The organism is Allobosea sp. OAE752, from assembly GCF_050433265.1.
Lineage (GTDB): Bacteria > Pseudomonadota > Alphaproteobacteria > Rhizobiales > Beijerinckiaceae > Allobosea > Allobosea spartocytisi.
Window position 1 is genome coordinate 94,865 of record NZ_JBNPXO010000003.1, and the last position, 24,800, is coordinate 119,664.

Below are 24,800 nucleotides of genomic sequence, written 5' to 3' on the forward strand. Positions count from 1 at the left end.
CGTCACGAGTCATGAACGCCCTGTCGAGGCCAGGCAGCCGCCGCGACCGGCGCCGTCCAGGACGAGAAGGGCTCCTGCGAGATAGAGACGCGTCGCAAAGCCCGGGCTCTCGGCGCGGGCAACGAATCCGAACGAGCTGAAGCGCGCCAGCACCGTACCGCCGGCATGCGCGATCGCGGCCGCCGCTGCCCGCCCATCGGCTGCGAAGACAATCACCGACGCGTTATCGCGCGGCGCCAGCACCAGCGCGAACGGCGCCAGAGCGACGATCAATGGCAACAAGATCCGGCCAGCTTGCAAAGCAGCCATATTCAGCGCCTGCGGCTATCCCCACCACAGTCGATCTTGCCACCAAACCGTAAATTCAACGTGAAGTTGTATTGCCGTTGCGAAACCTCACGCAACGGCGATGTGCGTGGTCAGCCCAGCCCCCTGCCCTTCAGCACCGCGCCGATCTCGTCGAGCACCCCGACATCCTCGATCGTCGCCGGCACCGCATAATCCTCGCCATCGGCGATCTTCTTCATCGTCGCCCGCAGGATCTTGCCGGAGCGCGTCTTCGGCAGCCGGTTGACCGTCACCGCCAGCTTGAAGGCCGCCACCGGCCCGATCCGCTCGCGCACCAGCGCCACCAGCTCCTTCTCGACCTGCTCGGGCGACACCGTCGCGCCGGCCTTGAGCACCACGAAGCCGCAGGGCTGCTCGCCCTTGAGCGCGTCGCGGATGCCGACGACCGCGCATTCAGCCACGGCCGGATGGGCTGCCAGAACCTCCTCCATGCCGCCGGTCGAGAGCCGGTGGCCGGCGACATTGATGATGTCGTCGGTGCGGCCCATGATGAAGACATAGCCGTCTTCATCGATAAAACCGGCATCCGAAGTGTTGTAGTAGCCCGGATAAGTCGTGAGGTAGGCCTCCCGGAAGCGCGCATCGTCGTTCCACAGCGTCGGCAGCGCGCCCGGCGGCAGCGGCAGCTTCAGCACGATCGCACCCATCTTGCCCGCCTCGACCGGCCGGCCGCCCTCGTCGAGGCACTGCACGTCCCAGCCCGGCAGCGGCACGGTCGGCGAGCCGTGCTTGATCGGCAGCAGGCCCAGGCCCATCGGGTCGCCGACGATCGGCGAGCCGCTTTCCGTCTGCCACCAATGGTCGATCACCGGCACCTTCAGCAGCGCCTCGGCCCATTTCAGTGTCTCGGGATCGGCCCGTTCGCCGGCGAGGAACAGCGCCCTGAAGCGCGAGAGATCGTGCCCGGCGAGGTGCTTGCCTTCGGGGTCCTCCTTGCGGATGGCGCGGAAGGCGGTCGGGGCCGTGAACAGCACCTTCACGCCATGCTCGGCGATCACCCGCCAGAAGGCGCCGGGATCGGGCGTGCCGACCGGCTTGCCTTCATAGAGCACGCTGGTCGCGCCCTGGATCAGCGGCGCATAGACGATATAGCCGTGCCCGACGACCCAGCCGACATCGGAGGCGCAGAACATCACCTCGCCCGGCCCGACATCGAAGAGCTGGTCCATCGTCGCCTTGAGCACGACCATGTGGCCGCCATTGTCGCGGACCACGCCCTTGGGCCGGCCGGTCGTGCCGGAGGTGTAGAGGATGTAGAGCGGGTCGGTCGCGGCGACCTCGACGCAATCGGCCTTGCGCCCGGTGGCCTTCGCGGCCGCGACCAGCATGCGCCAGTTCTTGTCGCGCGCCGCATGCATCGAGGCCTCGGCCTGCGGCCGCTGCAGAATCACGCAAGCCTGCGGCTTGTGCCGGGCCATTGCGATCGCGCCGTCGAGCAGCGGCTTGTACTCGACCACCCGCGTCGGCTCGATGCCGCAGGTTGCGCTCAGGATCACCTTGGGCTCGGCATCGTCGATGCGCGTCGCCAGTTCCTTGGCAGCGAAGCCGCCGAACACCACCGAATGCACGGCGCCGATCCGCGCGCAGGCGAGCATGGCGAAGGCCGCCTCCGGCACCATCGGCATGTAGATCAGGACGCGGTCGCCCTTGCCGACGCCAAGGTCCTGCAGCACGGCGGCGAGCGTCGCGACCTCGTCGAGCATCTCGGCATAGGTGTATTTCGCCTTCGTTCCGGTGACGGGACTGTCATGGATCAGCGCGACCTGCTCACCGCGCCCGTCGCGCACATGCCGGTCGAGCGCGTTGAAGCAGGTGTTGCAGGTCGCATCCGGGAACCAGCGGCCATAGATACCGGCAGCGGCGTCGAAGGCCTTTTGCGGCGGCTTGATCCAGTCGATCCCCTTGGCGATGTCGAGCCAATAGGCATCGGGGTCGGCCTGCCAGCTTGCATAGGTTTCGCGATAGCCTTGCGCCGGGCGGGCGGGCGCCGCATGGGAGCCATTCATGGGAAGCGTTCCTCTGCGCCGGGTTTCATCCTAAAGCCCCGTGGCGAGCCGGCGTTGGCGGGGCTGGTTTTGCGCGGAATCCTGCGCACTCCCCTCAGCCAGTGCAAGCGCGCTGCTTTAAGACTTTCGCCCACCCCATTCCGAACCTCTCGGCCCTGCGGCGCAGCATTCCTCCATGCCCTTCGATCTCGTCTTCTTCGCCGCCATGGTGCCGGCCGTCGTCCTGACCGGGCTGGCGAAAGGCGGCTTTTCCGGGATCGGCCTCTTGTCCCTGCCGCTGATGGCGCTGGTCGTCTCGCCGGTGACGGCGGCGGCGATCATGCTGCCGCTGCTGATCGCGCAGGATGTGGTCTCGGTCTGGTCCTACCGGCGCGAATTCGATCGCCGCAATCTGGCGACGCTGGCGCCCGGCGCGCTCCTGGGCATCCTCATGGGTTATCTGCTGGCGGCGAAGGTCTCGGACGCAGCCGTCGTCCTGGCGGTCGGGCTGATCTCGGTCGGCTTCGCGCTGCGCCGCATGCTGAGCGACGGCAAGAAGCCGACTGTCGCGACGCAGGCGAGCTGGGGCGCGGGCAGCTTCTGGGGTTTCTTCTGCGGGTTCACCAGCATGGTCGCCCATGCCGGCGGCCCGCCCTTCCAGATCTACGCCATGCCGCAGAAGCTGCCGCCCGCCGTCTTCGTCGGCACCGGCGCGATCTTCTTCGCCGCGATGAACTGGGTGAAGATCATTCCCTATATCGCGCTCGGGCAGTTCAGCGCCGCAAACCTCATCGCCTCCGCCGCGCTGCTGCCCTTCGCCATCGCCGCGACCTTCGCCGGGGTCTGGCTGGTCCGTCGCGTCCCGGCCGAGCGCTTCTACGGCATCATCTACTGGCTGCTGGTCGTGGTGGGGCTCAAGCTCGTCTTCGATGGGCTCGGCGGTCTGGGTCTGCGCTTGTGGGGGTGAGCGCCCGGCCCCGCGCCAGAAGGCGATCGAGCGCGACGAAGGCGAAACCGACCAGCAGGAACAGCAGCATCATGCCGAGCGCGTTCGCGGCCATCCGGCCATAGCCAAGCCTCGCCACGTCGATGAACGGATAGGGGTAGAAGCCCGAAGCCGCACCACGTGCCAGCACCCAGGCGAGATAGAGCCCGGGATAGGCGAGCCAGCCCAGCGGCATCGCCCAGCGCAGCCTGCCCTTGGCCGCGAAGGCCAGCCAGAAGGCGAGATAGAGCAGCGGCATGGCATAGTGCAACGCCACATCCACCCACCATTGCAGGCCGGTCGGCGCCCATGTGTGGCGCAGGATGACGACATAGATCAGGCCGACAACGGCGATATAGCCGGCTGTCGCCGCCTGCACTGCGGGCCGGCCGAGGATGCCGCGACCGGGAGCGAGCACGGCCTGCGTCAGGACGAGCGCGACCAGCATGTTGGTCAGGATCGTGAAGAAGCTGAAATAACGCAGCACCATCTCGCCGGCAGGCAGCCCCCGCGCGCTGCCGTTGACCGCGCTCAGGTAGAACTGGAGCGCCAGCGCCACCCAGCCGGTCATCCCCGCCAGGGCAGCAAAGACCCGCATCGTCTCTCTCCAGACCGGTTCCATGGCATCGTGGCGAGAAGCCTTCCGCACCGCAAGCCCGCCGCCATCGACGATTGCGCCGCATCGGCAAAAGGGATGGATTACGGTTGAGCCGGCGAGCGGCTAATCCTGCGGCGACACGACGGCGGAAGGCCCAAGATGAAGACCACGCCCTATGACACCGATCTCGACCGCAACCCGGCCAATCACCAGCCGCTGACGCCGCTCACCTTCCTCGAGCGCGCCGCCGCGATCTTCCCCAGCCACACCGCGATCGTCCACGGCCCGCTCGCCCGCTCCTATGCCGAGTTCTATGCTCGCTCCCGCCGCCTCGCCTCGGCGCTGGCGAAACACGGCATCGGCAAGAACGACACGGTCGCAGCGATGCTGCCGAACACGCCCGCCATGCTGGAATGCCATTACGGCGTGCCGATGGCCGGTGCCGTGCTCAACACGCTCAACACCAGGCTCGATGCCGCCATCATCGCCTTCTCGCTCGACCATGGCGAAGCGAAGGTGCTGATCACCGACCGCGAGTTCTCCGGCACGATCCGGGAGGCGCTGGCGCTCTGCAAGGCGAAGCCGCTCGTCATCGACTATGACGACCCGGTCTATGACGGGCCGGGCGAGCGCCTCGGCAGCGTCGACTACGAGGATTTCGTCGCCTCCGGCGATCCGGAATTCGCGTGGCGGATGCCGGACGATGAATGGGACGCGATCGCGCTGAACTACACCTCCGGCACCACCGGCGACCCCAAGGGCGTGGTCTATCACCATCGCGGCGCCAATCTGCTGGCCACCTCCAACGTCATCACCGGCAATCTCGGCCGCCATCCGGTCTATCTCTGGACGCTGCCGATGTTCCACTGCAACGGCTGGTGCTTCCCCTGGACGATCTCGATCGTCGCCGGCACCCATGTCTGCCTGCGCCAGGTCCGGGCCAAGGCGATGTATGACGCGCTCGCCGACCATGGCGTGACCCATCTCTGCGGCGCGCCGATCGTGATGTCGACGCTGCTCAACGCCCCGGAAGAGGAGCGCCGCGACTTCCCGCAGACCGTTTCCTTCTTCACCGCCGCCGCCCCGCCGCCCGAAGCGGTGCTCGCCGGCATGAAGCAGGCCGGCTTCGAGGTCACCCATCTCTACGGGCTGACCGAGTGCTATGGCCCGGCCGTGGTCAATGAGTGGAACGACGACTGGGACACGCTCCCGCCGGCCGAGCAGGCCGCGAAGAAAGCCCGCCAGGGCGTGCGTTATCCCGCATTGGAGGGGCTCGACGTGCTCGATCCCGACACGATGCAGCCCGTCCCGCGCGACGGCCAGACGCTCGGTGAGGTGATGATGCGCGGCAACGTCGTGATGAAGGGCTATTTGAAGAACCCGAGATCGACCGGCGCCGCCTTCGCCGGCGGCTGGTTCCACACCGGCGACCTCGGCGTGCGCTATCCCGACGGCTACATCCAGCTCAAGGACCGCTCCAAGGACATCATCATCTCCGGCGGCGAGAACATCTCCTCGATCGAGGTCGAGGATGCGCTCTACAAGCATCCGGCGGTGCAGGCCGCCGCGGTCGTCGCCCGGCCGGACGAGAAATGGGGCGAGACGCCCTGCGCCTTCATCGAGCTCAAGCCGGGCAAGCCTGCGACCGAGGCGGAGCTGATCGCCTGGTGCAAGCAGCATCTGGCCTCGTTCAAATGCCCGAGGACCGTGATCTTCACCGAGATCCCCAAGACCTCGACCGGCAAGATCCAGAAATTCCGCCTGCGCGAAATGGCGCGGGCCCTCTAGCCCGCGCCACTGCCATGGCGATGTCTCTTACGTCCGGAGCGTTCAGCCCCTGGCGCTGCCGAGATTGCCGCCCGGCGTATAGCGATCGACCGCATCGGGCAGGACTTTCGAGAGCCGGGCCAGCAGGTCCTCGCGCGAGAGGCCGGTCTGCTTGGCGATGGCGTCGAGCACCTCCGGTCCCAGCGCCTGCTCGAGATCGCCCGGCGCGACATCCTGGTTGGGGCCCGTCCCGACCCAGGAATTGGCCTTGTCGCCCTGCCCGGATTGGTTGAAGCGGTCGACCAGTTCGCCAAGGCCGCTGTTCAGGATCGCTCCGGCGCCGCCAGCGCCGAGCAAGCCGCCCAGGCTACCGAGAAGGCCACCGCCAGCCTGCTGCTGACCGGGCGCGGCCCCCGCCTGCCCTGGGGCCGGCGGAGCGGCGCCCTGCCCGCCGCCCATCTTGTTGCTGATCCACTCCGAGATCTGGTCGCGATGCTGGTAGCCCGCGACGGCGAGCAGCCCAAGCAGGGCAGTCATCGACGGAAAACCGCTGCTGGTCCCGTTGTCATTGCTCATGGCAGGAACTCCTTTTCTGGACTCGATCAGGATCAGACAGAACCGCGGCGGCCATTGATCATCGCCCAAACCAACAGGACGATGACGGCGCCGATCACCGCGCCGACCAGCCCTGCCCCCTGCCCCGGCGCATACCAGCCGAGCGATTGACCGAGATAGGTCGCCACGAAGGCGCCGACGATGCCGAGGATTGTTGTCAGAATGAAGCCGGACGGCTCGTTCGAGCCCGGCGTGATGAATTTGGCGATGATCCCGGCGACAAAGCCGATGATGATGGTCCAGATAATGCCCATGCTATCCCTCCCATGTTGAAACGCCACGCTTCAACATGCGACATCGCGGGAAGGTTCCATAGCGCAAAAAAGAACCGGCCCTTTCGGGCCGGTTCGAGTCCGCATCCATGTAACGCCCCGCGGGCGAAGCGGAATGTCGTCTCAGTGCAGGGTTCGCCCCGGCATGGTCAGCCTTACGCGTTCGATCTCATCCTTCAGTTGCAACTTCTTCCGCTTGAGCTCGGCCACGCTGAGGTCGCTGGAGGAAGGGCTCGCCACGGCTCGGGCGATCGCGTCCTCGAGTTGGCGATGCTTGCGCTCGAGTTCGACAAGACGGGTCTGCAACGACATCTGGGATCCTCCTGATGAACAGTTGACGTACCAATCTGACAGAAAGCCGGCTTCACGTCTGCCCTGCACTGTCACACGGCATTCATGAGATTCTGTGATCAACTCCGGCTCCCTTCCCGGAAGCCGTGAATAGAAGGCTCCCGGAGGCTTGGGCAGCGACACGCGCTCTTGCGAGGCGCATCGCGGCGAAGGCATAGTCGCGGCCAAGTGCGGCGATGATGAGATGGCCATGGGATTCGAGCTCAGCCCGGAAGAGGTCGAGACCTTCACCGCGGAGCTGGCGCGGCTGCGCGAGGAGCACCGCGATCTCGACAGCGCCATCGACGCGCTGGAGCGGGTCGGCGCGATCAACCAGATCCAGGTGCAGCGGCTGAAGAAGCGCAAGCTCTACCTGAAGGACCGCATTTCGCAGATCGAGGATGCGCTGACGCCCGACATCATCGCCTGAGCACGGCGATTCGATGGGCGCCAGACCCGATTCGCCCTTGCTTATCGGGCGCCGGGCAGTCTAGATCGCGCGCTTCCCAAGGCGAAGCCCGAGCGCATCCATGGCCAAGACCAGCCCACCCGTCGCCATCATCATGGGCAGCCAGTCCGACTGGGCGACGATGCGTCATGCTGCCGAAGCGCTCGACGCCCTCGCCATCCCCTATGACGCCCGCATCGTCTCGGCCCATCGCACGCCGGACCGGCTGTTTTCCTTCGCCAAGGGCGCCAAGGCCGAAGGCTTCAAGGTGGTGATCGCCGGTGCCGGCGGCGCCGCCCATCTGCCGGGGATGACCGCCTCGCTGACGCCGCTGCCGGTCTTCGGCGTCCCCGTCGAATCCAAGGCGCTCTCGGGGCAGGACAGCCTGCTCTCCATCGTGCAGATGCCCGCCGGCATCCCGGTCGGCACCCTCGCCATCGGCCGTGCCGGCGCGGTCAATGCCGCGCTCCTGGCGGCCGCCGTGCTCGCACTCTCGGACGAGGCCCTGGCGGAACGTCTCGAGGCCTATCGCGCCCGCCAGAGCGCCGGCATCGCCGAGCGCCCGAATCGGAACGAGGCATGAGCGCGCCTGTTCCGACCGGCCTCGCGCCGGGCGCCATGCTCGGCATCCTCGGCGGCGGCCAGCTCGCCCGGATGATGGCGCTCGCCGCCGCCGATCTCGGCATACGCTGCCATGTCTTCGCGCCGGAGGCGGACAGCCCGGCCTTCGACGTGGCCACCCGCCATACCGTCGCCGATTATGACGACGAGGCGGCCCTCGCCAACTTCGCCGACGCCGTCGACGTCGTGACCTATGAATTCGAGAACGTGCCGGCGGCGACCGCCGCGTTCCTCGCCGCGCGCACGCCGCTGCATCCCGGAGCCCGCGCGCTTGCCGTGACGCAGGACCGGCTGAGCGAGAAGAGCTTCGTCGCCGATCTCGGCCTTGCGGTCGCGCCGTTCCGCGCCGTCGATTCGCTGGCCGATCTCGAGGCCGCCGTCGCCGCGCTCGGCCGCCCCTCGATCCTGAAGACACGCCGCTTCGGCTATGACGGCAAGGGGCAGGTCAAGATCGCTCCCGGCACCGACCTCGCCGAGGCCTATGAGGCGATCGGCCGCTTTCCCGCGATCCTCGAAGGTTTCGTGCCCTTCGAGCGCGAGGTCTCGGTCGTCGCCGCTCGCGGGCTCGATGGCGCCTTTGCTGCCTTCGACGTCTGCGAGAACGAGCATCGCGACCATATCCTCGCCTTCACCCGCGTGCCGGCGAAGCTCGGCAGGACAGCCTCCGACGCCGCCATCGATGCGGCGCGTCGGATCGGCGAGGCGCTCGGCTATGTCGGCGTCTTCGCCGTCGAGATGTTCGTGCTGGAGGATGGCGGCACCGAGCGCGTCATCGTCAACGAAATCGCCCCGCGCGTGCATAATTCCGGGCATTGGACCAGCGAGGGCGCCGAGACCTCGCAGTTCCATCAGCATGTCCGCGCCGTCTGCGGCTTTCCGCTCGGCTCCGCCGCGCTGCGCGGCCGCGTCGAGATGGAGAACCTGATCGGCGACGCCGCTTTGCGCTGGCGCGAGATCCTCGCCGAGCCCGGCGCGCATCTGCATCTCTACGGCAAGCGCGACGCTCGTCCGGGCCGCAAGATGGGCCATGTCACCCGGGTTTTGTCCGAGCGCGGCTGAGCGCTCGCCCCGATCCGGCGAAAAAGCGTGCCACGGCTGCATTTTCGCGGCATCGCGCCGTGGACAGCCAAATCGAATTCTGTTATCCGCACGAACCTTCGAGCGATCCGCATGCGGCATCGCCGGCCCGTATTTTTGGATCAACCCGCTAAGGACGGACGTTTCACGTGCAGGTTCTCGTTCGCGACAACAATGTCGACCAGGCTCTCCGCGCCCTCAAGAAGAAGATGCAGCGCGAGGGCATTTTCCGCGAGATGAAGCTCCGCGGCCATTACGAGAAGCCTTCCGAGAAGAAGGCGCGCGAGAAGGCCGAGGCCGTCCGCCGCGCCCGCAAGCTGGTCCGCAAGAAGCTGCAGCGCGAAGGCCTCCTGCCCGCGCCGGTGAAGCCGAAGCGCCCCTGAGCCTGGCCAAGCCGCCTTGTGCGGCGCTGGGCGGGTCCGAGAATGACAGGCGCCTGGAGTCCGCTCCGGGCGCTCTTGTTTTTGCCGGAGTTAACCAAGTTTTGGCGGGTTTGGGGCGTCTTGTCTGACGAGGCGCTGTTCGGCTGGGGAGCGCGATCACGCCGCAAGGAGCCTGGGCTTGAGGCTTGGGACTCAGCGGCAGACGAAGCACGAGACCGATGAGGCCGAGATCGATGAGGCGAAGCATGATCCGAGGCAGTTATTGGCTGGCGGCCGCTGGCATGGCGGTGGCTCTGGCCGGATGCGACAGCGTATCCGGTCTCTCCTCCCAGCCAGCCGTGGCCGTGCTCGACACCAGCGACAACGCTGATGCCAGCGTCAATATCGGCTCGCTGAGCGAGGTCATCAGCCGCAACCAGAACGATCCCGGCGCCTACAACACCCGCGGCGCCGCCTATGCCCGCATCGGCCGCTTCTCGGACGCGATCGGCGATTTCACCAAGGCGGTCCAGCTCGATCCGAACCTCGCCTCGGCTTATACGAATCGCGGCCTGGCCCTGCGCCAGAGCGGTCGCAACGATGCGGCCATGGCCGATTTCAACAAGGCCACCACCGTCAACCCCAATTACGGTCCGGCCTATGTCGCCCGGGCCAATCTGCTGCGCCAGCAAGGCAACCTGCAGCAGGCGCTCAGCGACCTCAACACCGCGATCCGGCTGAACCCGGAATCGCCCGAAGCCTTCCATTCGCGCGGCCTCGTCTATCAGAAGGAAGGCCAGCACCAGCACGCCGTCACCGATTTCGACTCGGTGATCGACCGCAACCCCTACACCGCCCCGCCCTATGTCGCGCGCGGCCAGAGCCTGAACGCGCTGGGCAAATACGATGCCGCGCTGGAGGACTTCACCGCAGCCCTCAATGTCGACAACCGCAACGCCGATGCCTGGGCCGGCCGTGGCTTCGCCCAGGAGAAGCTCGGCCAGAGATCCGAAGCCCAGCAGGCTTATCAGCGCGCGCTCAGCCTAGACGGCAACAATGCCCAGGCCCGCGCCGGCCAGTCCCGCCTCGGCGGCGGTGGCGGCGGCGGTCTCTTCAGGAGCTGAGCGCGGGCGAAGCGCTGTGAAGATCGAGGCCGCCGGATCGGATCCGGCGGCCTTTGTCATGGTACGGTCCGGACCTGCGCTCCGCTGAACTGCCCCTGCGCGACATCCGCCAGAAAGCGCCGCACTTCCGGGATCGCGCCATGGTCCGGCAGGTCCGCATGCCGGCCCTCCGGGAAGCGCAGGAAGCGCTTGGGCGGCTTGGCGAGATCGTAGAGCGCCTGCCCCTGGGCGATGGGAATGACGCCGTCGCGCTCGCCATGCATGACCAGCAGCGGTGCGTTGATCTCCTCGATGACCGTGTCCGAGCGGAAAGGGTCTCGCATGAAGGGACCGAGCGGCAGATAGGGATAGCGCGCCTCGGCCACCGCCAGCGCCGAAAGATAGGGTGCCTCCAGCACCACCGCCTTGAGCGGCCTCTCGGCCGCGAGCTTCAGCACCACGCCGGTTCCCAGCGACTCGCCATAGCCTATCAGCCGGTCGGCCCCGTAGCGCTGCGCCGCCGCCGCATAGGCGGCCCGGGCATCCTGCTGCAGGCCTTCCTCGCTCGGGCTGCCGGTCGAGCCGCCATAGCCGCGATAGCTGATCGCGAAAAGACCGGTCCCGTCCGCGGTCAGCGCCCTCAGCCTCTCTGCACGGCCCCGCCCGCCGAGATTGCCGGCATTGCCCTGGAAATAGAGCAGCACCGGCTTGTCGCCCCGCGGCGCCACCGCCCAGGCGACGAGCCGCTCGCCATCGGCGGTCGTCACCGACACCTCCTCGGCCGCCGGAAGTCCCGCCGAGGCGATATCCGCCTTCGCCGGATTGAGCGGAAAGACCAGGTCGCGCTGGTAGGCATAAAGCAGGCCGAGCGTGGCGAGATAGGCCGCCAGCGCCAGCAGCAGCACAATCCTGGTCAGGCGCAGAAGCATCGGGCGGGGGATCCGGAAAGCAAAGGGGCCGGCGATCAAGCCGGCCCATTGCAGCATTCCGATGACGGCGCGCGGGTTTGGTCTCGAACAGCCCTCATCGCAAAAGCGGCGCCCGCTTTTGCGGGTCCTTCAGTGCGCCAGCGCCTTGACGATCTCGTCGGTGACCTTCTTGGCGTCGCCGAACAGCATCATGGTGTTGGGCTTGAAGAACAGCTCGTTCTCGACGCCCGCATAGCCGGAGCCCATGCCGCGCTTGATGAACAGCACCGTCTTGGCCTTCTCGACGTCGAGGATCGGCATGCCGTAGATCGGCGATTGCGGATCGGTCTTCGCCGCCGGGTTGGTGACGTCGTTGGCGCCGATGACGAAGGCGACGTCGGCTTGGCCGAATTCCGAGTTGATGTCCTCAAGCTCGAAGACCTCGTCATAGGGCACGTTGGCCTCGGCCAGCAGCACGTTCATATGGCCGGGCATGCGGCCCGCAACCGGATGGATCGCGTATTTGACCTCGACGCCTTCCTTCTTGAGCGTGTCCGCCATCTCGCGCAGAGCGTGTTGCGCCTGCGCCACCGCCATGCCGTAGCCCGGCACGATGATGACCTTGGCGGCGTTCTTCATGATGTAGGCGGCATCGTCCGGCGAGCCCTGCTTCACCGGCCGCGCCTCGACCGCCCCGGCCGCGCCGGCGGCAGCCGTCTCGCCGCCGAAGCCGCCGAGGATCACCGAGATGAAGGAGCGGTTCATGCCCTTGCACATGATGTAGGACAGGATCGCGCCGGAGGAGCCAACCAGTGCGCCGGTGATGATCAGCGCCATGTTGCCGAGCGTGAAGCCGATGCCGGCGGCGGCCCAGCCGGAATAGGAGTTCAGCATGGACACGACGACCGGCATGTCCGCGCCGCCGATCGGCACGATCAGCAGCACGCCGAGCACCAGCGAAACCAGCACGATCAGCCAGAAGACGCCGTGGCTCTCGGTCTTGATGAAGATCGCCAGTAGGACGACGAGCGCGATGGCGAGGCCGATATTGATGCCATGGCGCTGCGGCAGCATGATCGGCTTGCCGCTCATGCGCCCGTCGAGCTTGAGGAAGGCGATGATCGAGCCGGTGAAGGTGACCGCGCCGATCGCGACGCCGAGCGCCATCTCGAACAGGCTCGCGCCGTGGATCGAGCCGACATGGCCGATGCCGAAGGCCTCCGGCGCATAGAGCGCGGCCGCCGCCACCAGCACGGCTGCGAGGCCGACCAGCGAGTGGAAGAAGGCGACGAGCTGCGGCATCTGCGTCATCTGCACGCGCTTGGCCATGAAGGCGCCGATGCCGCCGCCGATGGCGATGCCGAGGATGACGAGCAGCCAGCCCGAGAAGCCCGACGGCGGGAAGAACACCACCGTCGTCAGGATGGCGAGCCCCATGCCGATCATGCCGTAGCGGTTGCCCTGGCGGGAGCTGGTCGGATGCGACAGGCCCCGCAGGGCCATGATGAACAGGACGCCGGAAACGACGTAGAGCAGGGCTGAGAGGTTGGCGGCCATGCGTCAGCCCTTCTTCTTGTACATCGCGAGCATGCGCTCGGTGACGAGGAAGCCGCCGAAGATGTTCACCGAGGCGAGCACGAGGGCGACGAAGCCGAAGATCTTGGCCCAGATCGGCCCGTCGCCGAGCGCCGGAAGAGCCTCGACGCCGACGGCGAGCAGCGCGCCGACGACGATGACCGAGGAGATCGCGTTGGTGACGGACATCAGCGGCGTGTGCAGCGCCGGCGTCACCGACCAGACGACGTAGTAGCCGACGAAGACGGCGAGCACGAAGATGGCGAGGCGGAAGATCGTCGGATCGACGCCGCCGGTGGCGATGCTGGCCGCCGCCGCCGCCTGGTCGGCATAGCGCTCGGCGAGCTCGGCCGCCTGCCTGGCCAGCGCCGCGGCGTTGCGGGCGCTTTCGATGGCCTGTTCGGGAGAGGGATTTGCCATGGTCGGAATTCCTTCGCTCAGGCCTTCGGCGCGAAATTCGGATGGATGACGGCGCCGTCCTTCGTCAGGGCGGTCGCCTTCACCAGCTCGTCGTCCCAGTTCACTGCGAGCTTCTTCTCGGCCTTGTCGATCAGCGTCTCGACGAAGGCGTAGAGGTTCTTGGCGTAGAGCGCCGAAGAGGTTGCGGCGAGCCGGCCCGGCACGTTGAGATGGCCGACGATCTTGACGCCGTTCGGCGTGACAACGACTTCGCCGGGCTTGGCCAGCTCGCAATTGCCGCCGCGCTCGACGGCGAGATCGACGATGACGGAGCCGGGCTTCATGCTCTCGACCATCGCCGCCGAGATCAGCTTCGGCGCCGGGCGGCCCGGGATCAGCGCGGTGGTGATGACGATGTCCTGCTTGGCGATGTGGCTGGCGGTCAGTTCCGCCTGCTTGGCCTGGTATTCCTTGGACATCTCCTTGGCGTAGCCGCCGGCCGTCTGCGCCTGCTTGAACTCCTCGTCCTCGACGGCGAGGAACTTGGCGCCGAGCGACTCGACCTGCTCCTTGGTCGCGGGGCGCACATCGGTCGCGGTCACGATGGCGCCAAGGCGCCGCGCCGTCGCGATCGCCTGCAGGCCGGCGACGCCGACGCCCATCACGAAGATCTTCGCGGCCGGCACGGTGCCCGCCGCCGTCATCATCATCGGCAGCGCCCGGCCGTATTCGGCAGCGCCGTCGATCACGGCGCGGTAGCCAGCGAGGTTGGCCTGCGACGACAGCACGTCCATCACCTGCGCGCGAGTGATGCGCGGCATGAACTCCATGGCGAAGGCGGCGACATTGGCCTTGGCCAGCGCCTCGACCTGTGCCTCGTTGCCGTAAGGGTCCATCGTCGCGATGACGAGCGCGCCCGCCGGCAGCCCGGCGATCTCGCTTTCGCCCGGACGACGCACCTTCAGCACGATATTCGCCCCGGCAAGCGCCTCCGCCGCCGTCTTCGCAATCGTCGCGCCCGCCGCCTCGTAATCGGCATCGAGGATGCCGGAGGCTTTGCCGGCGCCGGTCTCGACGACGATCTCGGCGCCGAGGCCCTTGAACTTGCGGACGGTTTCCGGCGTCGCGGCGACGCGGGTCTCCGCCCCTTGCGTTTCGGCTGGGACAGCAATGCGCATGGCGGGGCAGGCCTTTCCGGCGTTACGGGAAGCGGATCAGTAGAGGAGCAGCGCGAGCAGCATCAGCACGAGCGCCACGAGCGGCGCGCGCCAGGAGATCTTCTCCGACGCGATGCCGACGCCGGTTCCGATCACCGTGAGGAGCGTGCCAACAAGAGCGGTGCCCCAGGCGTGCTTGGTGCCGCCGACCGCGAGCACCGCGACGATGGCGAGGCAGGCCACCGTGCCGACTTCGGCCATGTGCACGAAGCCGCCATAAGTGCGCTCATGCTCGGGATAGTCCATCGCGGGAATGTCGGCGTGATGGGCGTGGTCGGCCATGGTCTCGATCCTGAAAAAGACACAGTCTCTCTAGCCTGTAGCGCACCCGCGACGGACGGGCAACGCGGCAGCGTCGCGCGCCGGTGAAATGAACAGCGCCCTCGCGGCCTTCTGTCCAGTTTCGGTGAAAATACGAAATTTAAATCGATTTAACAACGCCAACCATGCGCAATTTACAACCTGCGTGCGACCGCGATTAACGCCATTTCGGCGACGGCGAGGACGACTCCTCCGGATTCGGCTAAATTCTCGCAATCGAAGGGAGGCGCTTTTCGTGGACGACCCGCGCAAGGATACCGAAGGGAATGATCCCTTCGCGCTCGACCCTGCCCTGCGCGAGAGGGCCAGGCGCTGGTTCGCCGAGGCGCGCGAGCAGACCAAGCGCGACGAGGAGGACATCGCGGCCTGGCGCCGCACCTCCGGCGGCGGTGACGGAGGAAGCGGAGGCTTCGGCGACGACAGCGGCGGCGGCGATTGCGGCGGTGGTGGCGACTGAGCCGCGCGAGCCTAGGGTTTCAACCCGACCTCGACCAACGCCGCGTGCTGCCGCTGCGCGACGCCCTCCACCGTGAACCCCTCGATCTCCGCCTCGAACAGCTGGTGGAAATTCAATTCGGCATCGAGATGCAGGAAGACGCCGCCGAGCCCGATCGCGGCCCGGTCCATGAAGACGAATTCGCGCGGCACCGTCACCGGCCCGCGCTTCTTCAGCGCCTGGTGCACCTGGAAGGCCTGCTTGCGACCGTATTCGGCAGGGCTGACATCCTCCGCGATGCGCCTGACGCGGTCCTCCAGCAACGGCCCATAGATGAAGCGCGCCCAGATGTTGAGCGTGTCGACCAGCTCCTTGGTCAGCCCCTTGAAGCCCCAGGTCTCATAGGCATGGACGACGCGGGCATCGTCACCCTGCTGCAGGCCGCGATAGAGGTCGACCACGCCACCGACGAATGAAGGCGGGAAGATGCGGATGCAGCCATAGTCGAGCAGGTTGATGCCCTGCGGCTCGCCGCCCTCCGAGAACACCGTGTAGTTCCCGAGATGCGGGTCGCCATGGATGACGCCGTGATGGCTGAAGGGCCGCCACCAGGCCTTGAACATCGCGATCGAGATGCGGTCGCGCACCGCCTGCCCGTCCTGCTTGTGCGAGAGGATCGGACTGCCGTCGAGCCAGTGCATGGTCAGCAGCCGCCGGGTCGAGAGCGCCGGCTCCAGAGCCGGCACGCGCACTTGCGGCGTCTCCGCCAGGATCGCCTGATAGAGCGCGACATGCCTGGCTTCGCGCTTGTAATCGAGCTCCTCGCGGACGCGGGCGCCGATCTCCTTGGCGATCTCGCTGGTGTCGATCACCGCGCCCATGCGCCGGTGCAGCGAGAACAGCACCTCGAGCTGGGCGATATCGGCCTCCACCGCCGATTCCATGTCGGGATATTGCAGCTTGCAGGCGAGCGGAGTGCCTTCCAGCGTCGTCGCGCGATGCACCTGCCCCAGTGAAGCGGCCGCCGCCGGCTTCAGGTCGAATTCGCCGAAGCGCTCGCGCCAATTGGCGCCGAGCTCGGCCATCATCCGGCGCTTGACGAAGGCTGCGCCCATCGGCGGCGCCTGCGACTGCAGCTTCTGCAGCTCGGCGGCATATTCCGGCGGCACCACGTCGGGAATGGTGGCGACGAGCTGCGCCACCTTCATGATCGGGCCCTTCAGCCCGCCCAGCGCCTTGGCCAGCGCCTCGGCATTGGAGGCGTCGCGCCCCTCGACGCCGAACAGCCTGGCGCCCGCGATCCGCGCCGCCACCCCGCCGACATTCGCGCCCACCCGGGCATAGCGTGCCGCGCGGGCGGAGAATCGGTTGGCTTCGCTATCGCGTTCGGACATCGGTCTCTCGGGTTCGCCTCGATCCACAACAGCCATCTAGGGATCGCCACCGCCGCGACCAAGCCCACCACGCCTTTTAACTTTTTGGAGACGGTTGCCACCGAAGCACGACGCTGATGCTCGCGCTTTGGTTGCTTGCGAGCGATTCGCACTGCATCTTGCGTGCAGGATCAGCAGATGTGAGGCGAGCATGCGGCGATGCTCTGGCACCGAACGGTCTGGACAAGTCCAGACGCGTGATGCGCGGCTGAGAAAGCGGCGTTTCCGGCTTCCGTTCTTGGAAAGCAGCCCCATCGCACTGGCGGCCGGCATGAGCAGCCTCCTCGCGGCGCTGCCTGTTCAGGCGCAATGCTTGCCGGACCCACCCGGCGCGGGCGCGACGGTCACCTGTTCGGGCACCGACCCTGACGGATTCGCGGCGCCTGCAGGCGTGCCGGTCATCGTTAACGTCAACCCCGGCGCGACGATCCAGCAGGCCCCGAGCGGCCAGGCGCTGACATTCGGGACCAACACGTTCGGGAACACGCTGAACAACAACGGCTCCATCGTCGCGACGGGCAATGGCGCGGGAGCTTTCACCGGCCTGAGCTTTTCGTCGGGGACCGGCGCGGGAAGCAATCTCTTCAATAATTGGGGCACGATATCCGCGACGAACACCGGAGCAGGTGCCGCGACCGGCATCGCGATCCTGCAGGGCAATGCGGCCTCGACGATCCGGATCGTCAACAATGCCGGCGCCACGATCGCCGGCACGGCGGCAGGCGGCGCTGGCGCGGGCATCAGCCAGACCTTCGCGGCGGGCGCCGCGGCGCGGGCGCTGGTGATCGACAACAGCGGCATCATCCAGGGAACGACCGACGGCATCGCAGCCGGCACAGGCGCCGCCGGCGCGGCACAGACCATCGCCATCACCAACGGCGTCGGCGGCAGCGCCGCCCAGATCAATGGCGGCACGGGAGCCGCGCTCAACTTCGCCGGGAACGGTGTCTACACCGTCACCAATCTGGCCAGCGGAACCATCAACGGCGCGATCCTCAGCTCTGGCAATGACAGGCTCACGATCGACAACGCCGGAACCATCAACGGCAATGTCAGCCAGGGCAACAATAACGACACCTTCATCATGCGCGGCGGCACCCTGAACGGGAATCTCGACCAGGGCAGCGGCCTTGGCGACGGCGTCGACACCTTCATCATGACCGGCGGCACGATCAACGGCTCGGTCGATCAGGGCGGCGAGCTCGACTTCGCGACGATTTCCGGCGGCGTCATCACGGGTGGCCTGAACGAGGGTGACTTCGTGACGATCACCGGCGGCCAGATCGGCTCGATCAACATGACGCTCGCCAACAACGTCGTGACCATGTCGGGCGGCACGGTCGTCGGCAACATCCTGGCCGCGCAGAACAACGACACGCTCAACCTCTCGGGCGGCTCGATCGGCGGCTTCGTCAATTTCGGCAATGGCGACAACGTCTTCAACGTCAGCGGCGGTACCGTCGCCGGCGCGCTCATCAGCGGCAACGGCAGGGACATCGTCAACTGGAACGGCGGCGGCGTGCTGTCCTCGGGCTTCCAGCTCGGCGCCGGCAACGACACCGCCATCTTCACCAACCTGACGGACGCCAATCTGGTGCCGACGGCCGTGATCGACGGCGGCACCGGGACCGACCGTCTGACCTGGGTGAACACAAGCGCCACAGGCGTCGCCCGCTTCATCAACTGGGAGCTGATCGAGCTGACGAACAACTCCCGCCTGACCTTCGCCAGCACGCTCACGCTCGGCGACGCGGGCACGGGAACCGGAACGCTGACGGTGGATGCGACCAGCACGGTCTTCGCCGGCAATGGCAGCCACGCCATCGTGCCGTTCACGGCCGGGCAGCTCGCGACCGTGACCAATGCCGGCCTGATCGATCTCACCAACGGGCCCGCAGCGGCGACGGACAGCCTCACCATCCTCGGCAACTATACGGGCCAGAACGGCAGGCTCAGCCTTCAGACCGTCCTTGGCGACAGCGCCTCCCCCTCCGACCGGCTGATCATCTCCAACGGCACGGCCAATGGGAGCACGGCCATTGGCGTCGTCAATCTGGGCGGCCCTGGCGCCCCGACGCTCGGCAACGGCATCGAGGTCGTCAGCGCCGTCAACGGCGCGACCACCGCAGGAGCCTTCACGCAAGCGGGGCCGATCGCCGCCGGCGCCTTCGAATATCTGCTGTATCATGGCGGCGTGACGCCGGGCAGCGAGCAGAACTGGTATCTGCGCTCGACTGCCCCTCCCGCGGCGCCTGCAACACCTACTCCTCCCGGGGTGCCTGAACCGCCTGTACCGCAGCAGGCGCCCGGCATGCCCGCCGTCGCGCCGGCCCCGGCAGGTGCGACGGTCCCGCTCTATCGGCCCGAGGTCGCCGCCAACACGCTGACGCCATCCACGGCCCGCATGGTCGCGCTGAGCACGCTCGGCACCTTCCACCAGCGCCGGGGCGACCAGTATCTGCTGAACCGCGGCGAGCAGAGCTCAGCCGCCTGGGGCCGCATCTTCGGCGAGCATCGCGAACAGAGCCAGTCCGGCACCGTCAGCCCGGAGTTCAAGGGCAATATCGTCGGGCTCCAGACCGGTCTCGATCTCTACGGCATCGACAGGCCGGACGGGCATCGCGACCGCTTCGGCCTGTTCTTCGGCTACGGCCGGGCCGAAGGCGACACCCGCGGCTTCGCGCTCGGGCAGCTCCGCGCGCGGGCCGGCAAGCTCTCGCTCAACAGCTACAGCCTCGGCGGCTACTGGACCCATATCGGCCCAAGCGGCTGGTATGTCGACGCGGTCGCGATGCATAGCTGGCTCGACGGCAATCCGCGCTCGGACCGCGGCCTGAAGGCGGATGCGACGGGCTCGGTCCTCACCGGGTCGATCGAGGGCGGCTATCCGATCGCGCTCGGCGCCGGCCTCGTGCTGGAGCCGCAGGCACAGCTCGTCTGGCAGCGGTCGATGCTCGACCGGGCGAACGACCTGTTCTCATCGATCGACCACCGCGATGCGAATGTCGTCTCCGGCCGCATCGGCGCGCGCCTGCAGGGCAGTTTCGCCTGGGGGGCGATTCCGGTGCGGCCCTATCTCACCGTCGATCTCTGGCATACCTTCGACGGCAACGACAAAACCCTGTTCGACGCCAATCTGATCACCACGCGCTACGGCGCGACGGCTGTCGAGATCGGCGGCGGCGTCGCCGCGGAGGTCGCAAGCAATGTCAGCCTCTTTGCCAAGGCGAGCTATCTGACGAACGCCTCCTCCGAGCGCAGCCGTGGCGTCTCGGGCAATGTCGGGCTCCAGGTGACCTGGTAATCCTTCGCGGCCCGGGGGCCGCCGCAGGGTCGACGATCCCTTACGCCCGACCTCCGTCTCATCGGATCGAAAAGGGGAATCCGCTTTTCGGTCCGATGCTCTAGGTGCCCCTCCCCGCCAGCAGGCAGATCCGCCGCGCCACCTCATAGGAGGCTTCGAAAGCCGGCACCGGCAGGCACTCGAAGCGCGAATGGAAATTGAGGCCGCCGGTGAAGAAGTTCGGCGTCGGCAACCCGCGTGCCGAAAGCGCCGCGCCATCGGTGCCGCCGCGCATCGGGATGAGCTTCGGCGCGATCTGGAGTTCCTTCAGCGCGGTCATCAGCAGCTCGACCGAGCGGCGGTCCTCGCCCAGGCTGTCGCTGATATTGCCGTAGGTGTCGCTCACCTTCCAGGTCACCTTGCCGGTCGGATAGCGGCCGGCGATATCCTCAGCGACCTCACCGATCCTGCGCTTGCGCGCCGCGAAGGAGTCGCGGTCGAAATCGCGGATATTGGCCTTGAGCACCGCCTGTGATGCATTCGCGTCGAGGCCGGTAAACCAGACATACCCCTCGCGCCCTTCGGTGTTCTCGGGCGTCTGCGCCCTGTCGAAGGCGGCGATGAAATCCTGCGCCATCAGCAGCGGGTTCACCAGCACGCCCTTGGCCGACATCGGATGGGCGGTGACGCCAGTGAAGACGATCTCGGCGCCGGCGGCATTGAAGTTCTCGTAGACGACTTCGCCGAGTTCGCAGCTATCGATCGTATAGGCGAAATCGCAGGGGAAGCGGGCGAGATCGAGCGCCTTGGCGCCGCGCAGCCCGATCTCCTCGTCGGGCACGAAGGCGACATGGATATCGCCATGCTCGTCCTCGGCCTTAAGCCGCGCGAGCAGCGTCATCACGATCGCGACCGCCGCCTTGTTGTCCGCTCCGAGCACGCTGGTGCCGTCGCTGAAGACGACGTCATGGCCCTTCCAGGGCAGGATCTCCGGATGCTCCGCCACGCGCAGCCAGATGTCCTGCGCCTCGTTCAGACGAAGATCCTCGCCCGCGAAGCGCAGCAATTGCGGCTTGACGACCGGCGACAAGCCCACATCGACCGTATCGACATGGGCGATGAAGCCGATGCGCGGGGCGTTCGGGCGCGTGCCACGCTTCACTGCGGTGACCGTCGCATGCGCGTCGATAACGACATCCTCAAGCCCGAGCGCGCGCAGTTCACCCGCGAGCAATTCCGCCAGCTCCTGCTGGCCCGGCGTGCTCGGCAGCGTCGTCGCCGCGCCATCGCTCTGGCTCTCGACCGCGACATAGCGGAAGAACCGCTCCAGCAACTCGTCTCGCAGGCTCATCGAACGCAATTCCCTGATTCTCAGCTTCCGCCCGCTCGGGCGAGGCTGCTTCGTACCTCGTCGACGTCAGCCGCGCGACCACCTGCCGCCTCGACCCGGCGGACCGTCTCCGCGATCAACTGCGCATTCGTTTTCGCGCAGCCGAAGGGCGCGTCCTCCAGCCCGCCGCGAACATGGACGCCGCGCGCCACCGCTGGCCCGATCAGCTCGGACAGATCCACGCCGAGCCCCGCGATCATCACCGGAGCGCCAGGAGCATCTTCGGCCAGCAGCTTCAGATGCGCTTCGAGCGCCCATTCGCGCGGCGGAAAGCCCCAGGCGAAGGCATCCGAGAACATCAGCCGGTAGATCGGCACGGGCAGGTCGGGATGGGCCCGCGCCAGGGCGGCACCGAGCCGCGTGAAACCGGGCTCGTAGATCGCATAGCTCGGATGCACCTTGTTGCGCCGCGCGACATCGATGCCCTCGCGGATATGCTCGCCGGGGTTCTGGTAGATGAAACCGGCCTCGCCCTGCGGAATACCGGCAAAACTCGTCCAGTTGCAGGAGCCGGGATCGAGCACGCCCCATTCGGCGAGGCCGCGCTTCGCCAGCTCTTCCAGATGGGTGTAGCGCCCGGAATTGATCATGTCGCCGGCATAGGAGGAACCGAGGATCGGGATCGTCGGGTAGACGATGGCGTCGACCTTGGCGCGGATGCCCTCGATCGCCCGCGCATAGAGCTCCCAATCGTCGCGCTGGCGCCCGGTTTCGACGTCATAGACATGCAGATGCACGATCGCCGCGCCCGCCTCGACCGCCGCGATGCCGTCCGCGATGATGTCGGGGATGCTGATCGGGATGCCGGGCTGGCGCTCCTTGCCCCAGGGGCCGTTGATCGCAGCCTCGATCCAGATCGGGGTGGTCATGCCGGCATATCCTTCGGCCAATTGTCGCGGATCCAGCGCGTCAGGCCTTCCTCATCGACCTCGCCGGCCGCGAGTGCGAGGATGGCGGCTGCGGCCATTGCTGGCTCGACGTCGAAATCGATGCCGTTGAGGCCCAGGAAAACGAACATGCAGGCGAAGGCTGCACGCTTGTTGCCATCAACGAACGGATGGTTCCGGGTGATACCGAAAGCGTAAGCTGCCGCCAGCGCTGCGAGGCTGGTTTCGCCATAGGAGAACCTGTTCGGGGCACGGGCCAAGGCCGATTCGAGCAGGCCGCGATCACGGACGCCTTCCGGCCCTCCGAAGATGGCGAGTTGCTCCGCATGGATATCGAGAGCGAGCTCGACACTCACCCAGAGCGGCTCGCTCACTTGGCGAGCTCGCGATAAGTGGCGGCATATTTCTTGAACGACTTGCGGGCGATCGCCATGCCACGGGCATGCAAATCCTCATGCCGCTGCAGCTTGAGCGCTCCCTCCGGCTGCCGAACGAGCTCGAGCTTGTCTCCCTCGCTGAAACCGAGTTGCGCCAACAGATCCTTGGGCAGGATCAGCCCGAGCGAATTGCCGATCTTGCGGATCTGCAGCACCGTCGCCTCGGTCTCCTCGACCTTTTTCAGTTCGCTCATGACCCCGCCCTCCTGTTATACAGAACGTATAACATAAAATGAGTATCGCCGCGACCCTTTCACGATTTCAGAGCAGGGTGCCCTTCTCCCAAAATCCGATGAGCCTGTCCGCAGCTTGCCAGTTCACCGCGTCGCACGCCTAATCGAGTCTCTGCCAGAACGCCGAGGCCCGACATGCTCGAACGCGGCACCACCTATGAAGACACGCTGCGCCGTTTCGCTTGGCGTGTGCCCGAGCGCTTCAACATCGGCACGGCCTGCTCGGACGCCCATGCCGACGGCACCGGCAAACCGGCACTGATCTTCGAGGAGGAAGGCGGAAAACTCGCGACGCTCTCCTTCGACGATCTCGCCCGCGCCTCGAACCGCTTCGCCAACCTGTTGAGCGCTCACGGCATCGGGCCGGGCGAACGCGTCGGCATCCTCCTGCCGCAATCGCCGCAGACCGCGATCGCCCATCTCGGCGCCTATAAGCTGGGCGCCATCGCGCTGCCGCTCTTCATCCTGTTCGGGCCCGAGGCGCTGGAGCATCGCCTCGGCCATAGCGGCGCCAGCGTGCTCGTCACCGACGCGGAGAATATCGGCAAGGTCGAGGCGATCCGCGACGCATTGCCGAATCTGCGCAAGATCTTCGTCGTCGGCGGCGCCGGCCATCTCGATTTCGAGGCGGAGATGGCGAAGGCCTCAGACCGCTTCACCCCAGCCGATACGCGCGCCGACGACCCGGCCGTGATCATCTACACCTCCGGCACGACGGGTAAGCCGAAGGGCGCGCTGCATGCCCATCGCGTCCTGCTCGGCCATCTGCCGGGCGTGCAATTGCCGCAGGAATTCTTCCCGCAGCCGGGCGACCTGTTCTGGACGCCAGCTGACTGGGCCTGGATCGGCGGCCTGCTCGACGTGCTCCTGCCGAGCCTCTATTGCGGCGTGCCGGTGCTGGCATCGCGTGCCCGCAAATTCGATCCCGAGGCCGCCTTCGCGCTGATGAACAGGCACAAGGTCCGCAACGCCTTCCTGCCGCCGACGGCGCTGAAGCTGATGCGGCAGGTCCGCGATCCCCGACGCTTCGGCTATGCCATGCGCTCGATCGGCACCGGTGGCGAGACGCTCGGCGCCGACATGCTCGACTGGAGCCGCGAGACCTTCGGCTTCCCGGTCAACGAATTCTACGGCCAGACCGAAGCGAACCTGCTCGTCGCCAACTGCGCGAGCCTCTACCCCGTGAAGCCTGGCTCGATGGGCCGCGCCGTGCCTGGCCATCGCGTCGCGGTGATATCGCCGGAAGGCCAGCAATTGCCTGATGGCGAGCAGGGGCTGATCGCGGTGGCACGACCCGATCCGGTGATGATGCTGGAATACTGGAACCAGCCCGAGGCCACGGCGGCGAAATTCATCGGCGACTGGCTTGTCACCGGCGATAGCGGTGCGCGCGACGAGGACGGCTATTTCTGGTTCCAGGGCCGCGACGACGACATCATCTCCTCGGGCTCCTATCGCATCGGTCCCGGCGATATCGAGGACTGCATCATCCGCCATCCCGCCGTGCTGATGGTCGCCGTCGTCGGCGTGCCCGATCCCGTCCGCACCGAGATCGTCAAGGCCTTCGTCCTGCCGAAGCCGGATGTGGCGCCGACGGCGGAACTGGCGACTGAAATCCAGGCCTTCGTGCGTGACCGGCTGGCCGCCTATCAATATCCGCGCGAGGTCGAGTTCGTAACGGAACTGCCGCTGACCGCGACGGGCAAGATCATGCGCAAGGATCTGCGGAATCGCGAAATCGAGAAGCAGCAGGGCGGTTGAAGGGCTGAC

The 24,800-nt window shown here is 66.9% G+C and carries 26 protein-coding genes; 10 read left to right on the top strand and 16 right to left on the bottom strand.

Features of this window, described 5'->3' with window-relative positions; all coding sequences use genetic code 11:
• Nucleotides 1-9: 9 nt before the first annotated feature.
• Both GGC47_RS09625 and GGC47_RS09630 read right to left on the bottom strand, forming a co-directional pair.
• Nucleotides 10-273, bottom strand: coding sequence for a hypothetical protein (locus GGC47_RS09625; protein WP_142021959.1), 264 nt, complete (start codon nucleotides 271-273; stop codon nucleotides 10-12).
• A 146-nt stretch (nucleotides 274-419) separates the two neighbouring features.
• On the bottom strand, nucleotides 420-2,354 hold the full coding sequence (locus GGC47_RS09630) for a propionyl-CoA synthetase (RefSeq protein ID WP_142021960.1): 1,935 nt from the start codon (nucleotides 2,352-2,354) through the stop codon (nucleotides 420-422).
• A gap of 175 nt (nucleotides 2,355-2,529) precedes the next feature.
• Here GGC47_RS09630 and GGC47_RS09635 point away from each other — a divergent pair, with 175 nt between their 5' ends.
• Nucleotides 2,530-3,300, top strand: coding sequence for a sulfite exporter TauE/SafE family protein (locus tag GGC47_RS09635; RefSeq protein WP_142021961.1), 771 nt, complete (start codon nucleotides 2,530-2,532; stop codon nucleotides 3,298-3,300).
• Here the strand turns inward: GGC47_RS09635 and GGC47_RS09640 are convergent.
• Nucleotides 3,248-3,916: a Pr6Pr family membrane protein gene (locus tag GGC47_RS09640; protein WP_142021962.1), complete on the bottom strand. Its 669-nt coding sequence runs from the start codon at nucleotides 3,914-3,916 to the stop codon at nucleotides 3,248-3,250. The two genes, GGC47_RS09635 and GGC47_RS09640, sit on opposite strands and share 53 nt — an antisense overlap.
• A gap of 159 nt (nucleotides 3,917-4,075) precedes the next feature.
• On the opposite strand from GGC47_RS09640, the gene GGC47_RS09645 reads away from it, so the two are divergent.
• Nucleotides 4,076-5,704, top strand: a complete 1,629-nt coding sequence (locus GGC47_RS09645) for an acyl-CoA synthetase (protein WP_112764732.1) — start codon at nucleotides 4,076-4,078, stop codon at nucleotides 5,702-5,704.
• Nucleotides 5,705-5,746: 42 nt separating this feature from the next.
• On the opposite strand, the gene GGC47_RS09650 is transcribed toward GGC47_RS09645, so the two are convergent.
• The 3 genes from GGC47_RS09650 to GGC47_RS09660 all read right to left on the bottom strand — a co-directional run bounded on the left by GGC47_RS09650 (nucleotide 5,747) and on the right by GGC47_RS09660 (nucleotide 6,882).
• Nucleotides 5,747-6,259 carry a YidB family protein gene (locus tag GGC47_RS09650; RefSeq protein WP_248311103.1) on the bottom strand — a complete coding sequence of 171 codons (513 nt, stop codon included), beginning with the start codon at nucleotides 6,257-6,259 and terminating at the stop codon, nucleotides 5,747-5,749.
• A 32-nt stretch (nucleotides 6,260-6,291) separates the two neighbouring features.
• On the bottom strand, nucleotides 6,292-6,552 hold the full coding sequence (locus GGC47_RS09655) for a GlsB/YeaQ/YmgE family stress response membrane protein (protein WP_038359681.1): 261 nt from the start codon (nucleotides 6,550-6,552) through the stop codon (nucleotides 6,292-6,294).
• Between the two features lie 141 nt (nucleotides 6,553-6,693).
• Nucleotides 6,694-6,882 carry a YdcH family protein gene (locus GGC47_RS09660; RefSeq protein ID WP_038359682.1) on the bottom strand — a complete coding sequence of 63 codons (189 nt, stop codon included), beginning with the start codon at nucleotides 6,880-6,882 and terminating at the stop codon, nucleotides 6,694-6,696.
• 229 nt (nucleotides 6,883-7,111) lie between these two features.
• Here GGC47_RS09660 and GGC47_RS09665 point away from each other — a divergent pair, with 229 nt between their 5' ends.
• The 5 genes from GGC47_RS09665 to GGC47_RS09685 all read left to right on the top strand — a co-directional run bounded on the left by GGC47_RS09665 (nucleotide 7,112) and on the right by GGC47_RS09685 (nucleotide 10,532).
• The gene (locus tag GGC47_RS09665; protein ID WP_038360360.1) at nucleotides 7,112-7,330 is read left to right on the top strand and encodes a YdcH family protein; all 219 of its coding nucleotides are present in this window, start codon (nucleotides 7,112-7,114) and stop codon (nucleotides 7,328-7,330) included.
• 100 nt (nucleotides 7,331-7,430) lie between these two features.
• The gene (gene purE / locus GGC47_RS09670; protein ID WP_142021963.1) at nucleotides 7,431-7,931 is read left to right on the top strand and encodes a 5-(carboxyamino)imidazole ribonucleotide mutase; all 501 of its coding nucleotides are present in this window, start codon (nucleotides 7,431-7,433) and stop codon (nucleotides 7,929-7,931) included.
• Nucleotides 7,928-9,028 (top strand): 5-(carboxyamino)imidazole ribonucleotide synthase, encoded by a 1,101-nt coding sequence (locus tag GGC47_RS09675; RefSeq protein ID WP_038359684.1) that lies wholly within the window; start codon nucleotides 7,928-7,930, stop codon nucleotides 9,026-9,028. The genes purE and GGC47_RS09675 overlap by 4 nt, the downstream gene beginning before the upstream one ends.
• 167 nt (nucleotides 9,029-9,195) lie before the next feature.
• Nucleotides 9,196-9,429 carry a 30S ribosomal protein S21 gene (gene rpsU, locus GGC47_RS09680; protein WP_038359685.1) on the top strand — a complete coding sequence of 78 codons (234 nt, stop codon included), beginning with the start codon at nucleotides 9,196-9,198 and terminating at the stop codon, nucleotides 9,427-9,429.
• Nucleotides 9,430-9,674: 245 nt separating this feature from the next.
• A complete protein-coding gene (locus tag GGC47_RS09685; protein WP_248312782.1) occupies nucleotides 9,675-10,532 on the top strand; it encodes a tetratricopeptide repeat protein in 858 nt (285 codons plus the stop codon).
• 56 nt (nucleotides 10,533-10,588) lie between these two features.
• Here GGC47_RS09685 and GGC47_RS09690 read toward each other — a convergent pair whose 3' ends face one another.
• The 5 genes from GGC47_RS09690 to GGC47_RS09710 all read right to left on the bottom strand — a co-directional run bounded on the left by GGC47_RS09690 (nucleotide 10,589) and on the right by GGC47_RS09710 (nucleotide 14,892).
• The gene (locus tag GGC47_RS09690; RefSeq protein ID WP_370954521.1) at nucleotides 10,589-11,440 is read right to left on the bottom strand and encodes an alpha/beta hydrolase; all 852 of its coding nucleotides are present in this window, start codon (nucleotides 11,438-11,440) and stop codon (nucleotides 10,589-10,591) included.
• A 129-nt stretch (nucleotides 11,441-11,569) separates the two neighbouring features.
• Complete coding sequence (locus GGC47_RS09695; RefSeq protein ID WP_113254495.1) at nucleotides 11,570-12,976, bottom strand: NAD(P)(+) transhydrogenase (Re/Si-specific) subunit beta; 1,407 nt, start codon at nucleotides 12,974-12,976, stop codon at nucleotides 11,570-11,572.
• Between the two features lie 3 nt (nucleotides 12,977-12,979).
• Nucleotides 12,980-13,414, bottom strand: coding sequence for an NAD(P) transhydrogenase subunit alpha part 2 (locus GGC47_RS09700; protein ID WP_038359688.1), 435 nt, complete (start codon nucleotides 13,412-13,414; stop codon nucleotides 12,980-12,982).
• A 17-nt stretch (nucleotides 13,415-13,431) separates the two neighbouring features.
• Nucleotides 13,432-14,571 (bottom strand): Re/Si-specific NAD(P)(+) transhydrogenase subunit alpha, encoded by a 1,140-nt coding sequence (locus tag GGC47_RS09705; protein WP_113254496.1) that lies wholly within the window; start codon nucleotides 14,569-14,571, stop codon nucleotides 13,432-13,434.
• Between the two features lie 36 nt (nucleotides 14,572-14,607).
• Nucleotides 14,608-14,892 (bottom strand): aa3-type cytochrome c oxidase subunit IV, encoded by a 285-nt coding sequence (locus GGC47_RS09710; RefSeq protein ID WP_038359690.1) that lies wholly within the window; start codon nucleotides 14,890-14,892, stop codon nucleotides 14,608-14,610.
• A 274-nt stretch (nucleotides 14,893-15,166) separates the two neighbouring features.
• Here GGC47_RS09710 and GGC47_RS09715 point away from each other — a divergent pair, with 274 nt between their 5' ends.
• Complete coding sequence (locus tag GGC47_RS09715; RefSeq protein ID WP_429067843.1) at nucleotides 15,167-15,388, top strand: hypothetical protein; 222 nt, start codon at nucleotides 15,167-15,169, stop codon at nucleotides 15,386-15,388.
• Nucleotides 15,389-15,399: 11 nt separating this feature from the next.
• On the opposite strand, the gene GGC47_RS09720 is transcribed toward GGC47_RS09715, so the two are convergent.
• Nucleotides 15,400-16,761: an ABC1 kinase family protein gene (locus tag GGC47_RS09720; protein WP_429067846.1), complete on the bottom strand. Its 1,362-nt coding sequence runs from the start codon at nucleotides 16,759-16,761 to the stop codon at nucleotides 15,400-15,402.
• A gap of 310 nt (nucleotides 16,762-17,071) precedes the next feature.
• Between GGC47_RS09720 and GGC47_RS09725 the strand changes: the two genes are divergently transcribed.
• The gene (locus GGC47_RS09725; RefSeq protein WP_185747951.1) at nucleotides 17,072-20,104 is read left to right on the top strand and encodes an autotransporter family protein; all 3,033 of its coding nucleotides are present in this window, start codon (nucleotides 17,072-17,074) and stop codon (nucleotides 20,102-20,104) included.
• Between the two features lie 100 nt (nucleotides 20,105-20,204).
• On the opposite strand, the gene pepT is transcribed toward GGC47_RS09725, so the two are convergent.
• From pepT to GGC47_RS09745, 4 genes are read right to left on the bottom strand one after another with little or no spacing between them, the layout of a single operon-like run.
• Nucleotides 20,205-21,434 carry a peptidase T gene (gene pepT / locus GGC47_RS09730; RefSeq protein WP_142021966.1) on the bottom strand — a complete coding sequence of 410 codons (1,230 nt, stop codon included), beginning with the start codon at nucleotides 21,432-21,434 and terminating at the stop codon, nucleotides 20,205-20,207.
• 20 nt (nucleotides 21,435-21,454) lie between these two features.
• Nucleotides 21,455-22,342, bottom strand: coding sequence for a beta-keto acid cleavage family enzyme (locus GGC47_RS09735; protein ID WP_142021967.1), 888 nt, complete (start codon nucleotides 22,340-22,342; stop codon nucleotides 21,455-21,457).
• Entirely contained in the window at nucleotides 22,339-22,734 is a 396-nt protein-coding gene (locus GGC47_RS09740; RefSeq protein WP_142021968.1) for a type II toxin-antitoxin system death-on-curing family toxin, read from the bottom strand. The genes GGC47_RS09735 and GGC47_RS09740 overlap by 4 nt, the downstream gene beginning before the upstream one ends.
• Complete coding sequence (locus GGC47_RS09745) at nucleotides 22,731-22,991, bottom strand: AbrB/MazE/SpoVT family DNA-binding domain-containing protein (protein WP_113254502.1); 261 nt, start codon at nucleotides 22,989-22,991, stop codon at nucleotides 22,731-22,733. The genes GGC47_RS09740 and GGC47_RS09745 overlap by 4 nt, the downstream gene beginning before the upstream one ends.
• A gap of 174 nt (nucleotides 22,992-23,165) precedes the next feature.
• Here GGC47_RS09745 and GGC47_RS09750 point away from each other — a divergent pair, with 174 nt between their 5' ends.
• Entirely contained in the window at nucleotides 23,166-24,791 is a 1,626-nt protein-coding gene (locus tag GGC47_RS09750; RefSeq protein ID WP_142021969.1) for an acyl-CoA synthetase, read from the top strand.
• Nucleotides 24,792-24,800: the final 9 nt, after the last annotated feature.

Bases quoted from the DNA above. Each gene is read 5' to 3' on its own strand.
- GGC47_RS09630 (WP_142021960.1), bottom strand. From the start codon at position 2,354: ATGAATGGCTCCCATGCGGCGCCCGCCCGCCCGGCGCAAGGCTATCGC.
- GGC47_RS09635 (WP_142021961.1), top strand. From the start codon at position 2,530: ATGCCCTTCGATCTCGTCTTCTTCGCCGCCATGGTGCCGGCCGTCGTC.
- GGC47_RS09640 (WP_142021962.1), bottom strand. From the start codon at position 3,916: ATGCGGGTCTTTGCTGCCCTGGCGGGGATGACCGGCTGGGTGGCGCTG.
- GGC47_RS09645 (WP_112764732.1), top strand. From the start codon at position 4,076: ATGAAGACCACGCCCTATGACACCGATCTCGACCGCAACCCGGCCAAT.
- GGC47_RS09650 (WP_248311103.1), bottom strand. From the start codon at position 6,259: ATGAGCAATGACAACGGGACCAGCAGCGGTTTTCCGTCGATGACTGCC.
- GGC47_RS09655 (WP_038359681.1), bottom strand. From the start codon at position 6,552: ATGGGCATTATCTGGACCATCATCATCGGCTTTGTCGCCGGGATCATC.
- GGC47_RS09660 (WP_038359682.1), bottom strand. From the start codon at position 6,882: ATGTCGTTGCAGACCCGTCTTGTCGAACTCGAGCGCAAGCATCGCCAA.
- GGC47_RS09665 (WP_038360360.1), top strand. From the start codon at position 7,112: ATGGGATTCGAGCTCAGCCCGGAAGAGGTCGAGACCTTCACCGCGGAG.
- purE (WP_142021963.1), top strand. From the start codon at position 7,431: ATGGCCAAGACCAGCCCACCCGTCGCCATCATCATGGGCAGCCAGTCC.
- GGC47_RS09675 (WP_038359684.1), top strand. From the start codon at position 7,928: ATGAGCGCGCCTGTTCCGACCGGCCTCGCGCCGGGCGCCATGCTCGGC.
- GGC47_RS09685 (WP_248312782.1), top strand. From the start codon at position 9,675: ATGATCCGAGGCAGTTATTGGCTGGCGGCCGCTGGCATGGCGGTGGCT.
- GGC47_RS09690 (WP_370954521.1), bottom strand. From the start codon at position 11,440: ATGCTTCTGCGCCTGACCAGGATTGTGCTGCTGCTGGCGCTGGCGGCC.
- GGC47_RS09695 (WP_113254495.1), bottom strand. From the start codon at position 12,976: ATGGCCGCCAACCTCTCAGCCCTGCTCTACGTCGTTTCCGGCGTCCTG.
- GGC47_RS09700 (WP_038359688.1), bottom strand. From the start codon at position 13,414: ATGGCAAATCCCTCTCCCGAACAGGCCATCGAAAGCGCCCGCAACGCC.
- GGC47_RS09705 (WP_113254496.1), bottom strand. From the start codon at position 14,571: ATGCGCATTGCTGTCCCAGCCGAAACGCAAGGGGCGGAGACCCGCGTC.
- GGC47_RS09710 (WP_038359690.1), bottom strand. From the start codon at position 14,892: ATGGCCGACCACGCCCATCACGCCGACATTCCCGCGATGGACTATCCC.
- GGC47_RS09720 (WP_429067846.1), bottom strand. From the start codon at position 16,761: ATGTCCGAACGCGATAGCGAAGCCAACCGATTCTCCGCCCGCGCGGCA.
- GGC47_RS09725 (WP_185747951.1), top strand. From the start codon at position 17,072: ATGAGCAGCCTCCTCGCGGCGCTGCCTGTTCAGGCGCAATGCTTGCCG.
- pepT (WP_142021966.1), bottom strand. From the start codon at position 21,434: ATGAGCCTGCGAGACGAGTTGCTGGAGCGGTTCTTCCGCTATGTCGCG.
- GGC47_RS09735 (WP_142021967.1), bottom strand. From the start codon at position 22,342: ATGACCACCCCGATCTGGATCGAGGCTGCGATCAACGGCCCCTGGGGC.
- GGC47_RS09745 (WP_113254502.1), bottom strand. From the start codon at position 22,991: ATGAGCGAACTGAAAAAGGTCGAGGAGACCGAGGCGACGGTGCTGCAG.
- GGC47_RS09750 (WP_142021969.1), top strand. From the start codon at position 23,166: ATGCTCGAACGCGGCACCACCTATGAAGACACGCTGCGCCGTTTCGCT.